Source organism: Cellulophaga baltica, from assembly GCF_900102165.1.
GTDB lineage: Bacteria > Bacteroidota > Bacteroidia > Flavobacteriales > Flavobacteriaceae > Cellulophaga > Cellulophaga baltica.
In genome coordinates, this window is sequence record NZ_FNBD01000040.1 from 1 (window position 1) to 3,212 (window position 3,212).

Annotated in this window: 3 protein-coding genes; all 3 read right to left on the bottom strand. The window is 33.2% G+C overall.

The window, feature by feature from the left end:
- Positions 1 to 219: 219 nt before the first annotated feature.
- Genes BLQ19_RS20700 through BLQ19_RS20710 form a run of 3 tightly spaced genes read right to left on the bottom strand, consistent with a single transcriptional unit; the run spans position 220 to position 2,950 of the window.
- Complete coding sequence (locus BLQ19_RS20700) at positions 220 to 1,275, bottom strand: hypothetical protein (protein WP_074539641.1); 1,056 nt, start codon at positions 1,273 to 1,275, stop codon at positions 220 to 222.
- Positions 1,275 to 2,639 carry a DNA cytosine methyltransferase gene (locus BLQ19_RS20705; protein ID WP_083332329.1) on the bottom strand — a complete coding sequence of 455 codons (1,365 nt, stop codon included), beginning with the start codon at positions 2,637 to 2,639 and terminating at the stop codon, positions 1,275 to 1,277. The genes BLQ19_RS20700 and BLQ19_RS20705 overlap by 1 nt, the downstream gene beginning before the upstream one ends.
- Positions 2,640 to 2,641: 2 nt before the next feature.
- On the bottom strand, positions 2,642 to 2,950 hold the full coding sequence (locus BLQ19_RS20710) for a helix-turn-helix domain-containing protein (protein ID WP_074539642.1): 309 nt from the start codon (positions 2,948 to 2,950) through the stop codon (positions 2,642 to 2,644).
- Positions 2,951 to 3,212: the final 262 nt, after the last annotated feature.

The window sequence follows — 3,212 nt, forward strand, 5'->3', positions numbered from 1 at the left end:
ATTATTGAACCGCCGTATACGAGACCCGTATGTACGGTGGTGTGAGAGGCGCACTCCGTTCCTAATTAGGGGCGGAGCCGTCTACTCGATTATGCCCTTTTTTCATTTTTCACGTTCTGTTTGTAGCGTTGGCAAAGACATACTCTTTTGCAATTTTTGGCTTGTGTGTCGGCTGTAGCGAATTGCAAATGTGTATGGCTTTAAGCGTTGGCAAATCCGTCAGAGTATTAATTCCGTCAACATTTGTTTTATATCCAAGTGTTTTGCTCCTTGTACTGAATTTGAATTCATGGAAACCAAGTCAATCCAATCCATAATCTTTTTCTTTTCCGTTGTTTTTTCATTCCAGTATTCTGTCAATTCGATTGCTGAAGTGTTAATCAAAATCTCCAAAACTGAATCTATATTTTCAAATAATTTGATATATACTCTTGGAATGTTTTTATACGTTTTATTTTTAATGAAATAATCGTCTTTTCCTCCAGCTGTAAAAAGGTCTCTCACATTCGGACAAACAACAGCCTCTCTTGTTACCAACCAAATTGCAAGTCGAGAAAATTTATCTCCACGATTACTGAATACCTCTGGAAAATAAACCATTGCTCTGTTCTTGATTTCTTGTTTTTCTTTTAGGCTTAAATTATTCCAAATGTTGATTACAAGATTACTTGCCTTTTCTGTATCTTGAATCCACCACAAATCTTGCCCAGGTTTTAACTTGCTCTTATAATAATCTGTTATTGGCTTAATTGGATTATCCTTTTGACGTAATGTGTCATAAGGTGTGTTGATTTTATCAAAAATCGTTTTACCCTTTTCCAAGTTCATATCTATTAAATATCTTGGTGAATGTGTAACAACAACTTCCGATAAACATTCTTCGTATGCACGACATTTAAATTCAATCGGTTTTCCAAGTTTACCGAAAAGCATAAAAATTCGCTCAACGTCATCTACTCTTGTAGATTCCAAAACACTATTACCTGTCGTTTTCCAATGGTTTTGAGTTGTGGTTTTAACTTCTATTCCGTAAAACTTTTTAGCAACAATATCTGGAAACTTTTGTCCGCCAATTAATTCTATTGAGTTTTCAAATTGTGAGCCAACTGCTAAATCGGTCATTACATCTCGAACATAAGGTTCAAGTTTGTTCCCTCTTAATTCCTCAATTTTTTTAGGTGATTTCTTTGCGTGAGCGTTTAATTCCGTTATCGTAGAATTTAACAAAGTGTTGAATTCACTTTTATGTGGTTCTGAATTAACTGATACTACCATTATTTTTTAAAATATAAATCCCAAACATTTTCTATTCTCTTTGCTAAATTATAAGCGAGTAATGGGGGAACAGCATTACCAATTACTTTATACGCTTTTGAAGGACTCACTAAATAAGAACCTTTACGACCTTGTTTGTTTGCAATTACAAATTCATAATCAGGCGGAAAAGTTTGAATTAAAGCACATTCCCTTGGTGTCAAGCGTCTTTCTTTAAGTCCTTTAGAAAGTTCGTCTGTTAAAATCCCACCGTTTTTTTTCGATAATCTTCTAAACTCTATATTACCGTGATGTTCTGCTCTAATTGTTGGACTAATTCCATCAGGTTTTATTTCTATTTGACCTTGGCAATGTTTACCCATAAATTTTGCCTTAGAGTAAAATTGTTGTGATAAATCTTTTGATTTTTCTGGCTCTTCAATATTTTCGAAAAGTTCTTTTAAATCTACGTGGCGTTTTAAATTTTCTCCGTCTGTCGTATATGCGTGAGTTGGTTTTGGATAAGGATTGTATTTCTCTGAAATATTTTCTTTTTCCAATTGTTCGAGTGCCGTTTTGTTTAATGCTGATTTCTTAATACCTATAAAGAAAACCCGTTCTCTTGATTGTGGAACACCATAATCTGCTGCGTGTAAAACACGAGGATTCAAAACCAAATATCCATTATCTCCAGCAGTAGAAAAATCACTTTGAATAATGTCTTTTACATTTGAAAGATTAACCAATCCTTTTACATTTTCCGCAATGAAAATTTTTGGTTGAGTTATTTCAATGACTTGTTTCATCCACATATAAAGTTGACCACGAGTTTCTTCCGTTGCACAAGTTTCGGTGTTTAATTCTCCTTTATGATTTTTGTGTGAATTAAATCCATTTCTTTTTCCGGCAACACTAAAGTCTTGACAAGGAAAACCACCAGTTACAATGTCTATATTTTCAGGAAAAACATTTGTTCCGCTTTGATGTAGTTTTACCAAATCAACAATACTGTCTGTTTGGTAATCTTCTGCGTTGTGTCCTCTTTTTGAAAAGTAGTTTACCCAAGCATTTCTTGCATCTTTCAAAATATCATTTGCGAAAACTGTTTTAAAACGTGTCTTTGATAGGTTTACAAAGTTGTTTTCAAGTTCTTCATTTATGAAATTAGGGTTTAAAATTTCGTTTACAGATGATTTTAAAACTGAAAAATTGCCCTCAAAACCTAAATCCATTCCACCACAACCAGAAAATAGGGAAAGCATATTTAAAGTAGATTTGTCTACTTTATTTCCTTTTTTCTTTTTTTCTTTTGTGTAGAACTTTACAGCCAATTGAGGTTCCTCAACTACGCTTATATTTTCTGTATCAGTTGTTAATGTTCGCATAGTTAGTTTTGAATTGGGTGTGATTTTAAATATTTGATTTTTTTCTCAGCTACTTTTAGCACTTTACTTGCACAATCTTCATCTACAATTTCATAAGCAATCTTGTCACTTATAAATTGTATTAAAAGTTCGTCTTTATCGAGTTTTAATATTTCTGCAAGTTTGTCCAACATTTCTTTTGTCGGTTTTCGCTCGTTTCTTTCAATTTTGCTCAATATTGCTTGGTCAATATCAACATAAGCTGAAACTTGCCTTAAAAGAAGTCCGAGGGTTTGCCTTTTATTCCGTAAAATTTGTCCGATTGTTTCCATTTGAAAATTGTTACTTGACAATAAGTGTCAAATATAGTTTGTCAAATTTTGGAAAACAAGAAATTCGGATTGTATTTTTTCGAGCGTTGGGAAATTTTAGCTCTTTTGGTTTTTAGAGCGTTGGCAAAAACCGAAAGTGCTAAAATATGCGGCTGGTCAGTATGAAACACAACGGTCTTGTATATGAAACGAAGCGTGTAAATAGACACTAGCTTTTCGGATTATGCACAAGCCGAATTTTTTAATTTTCTTTTTATCTTAT

Coding starts and splice junctions, on each gene's coding strand:
- BLQ19_RS20700 (WP_074539641.1), bottom strand. CDS start 1,275: ATGGTAGTATCAGTTAATTCAGAACCACATAAAAGTGAATTCAACACT.
- BLQ19_RS20705 (WP_083332329.1), bottom strand. CDS start 2,639: ATGCGAACATTAACAACTGATACAGAAAATATAAGCGTAGTTGAGGAA.
- BLQ19_RS20710 (WP_074539642.1), bottom strand. CDS start 2,950: ATGGAAACAATCGGACAAATTTTACGGAATAAAAGGCAAACCCTCGGA.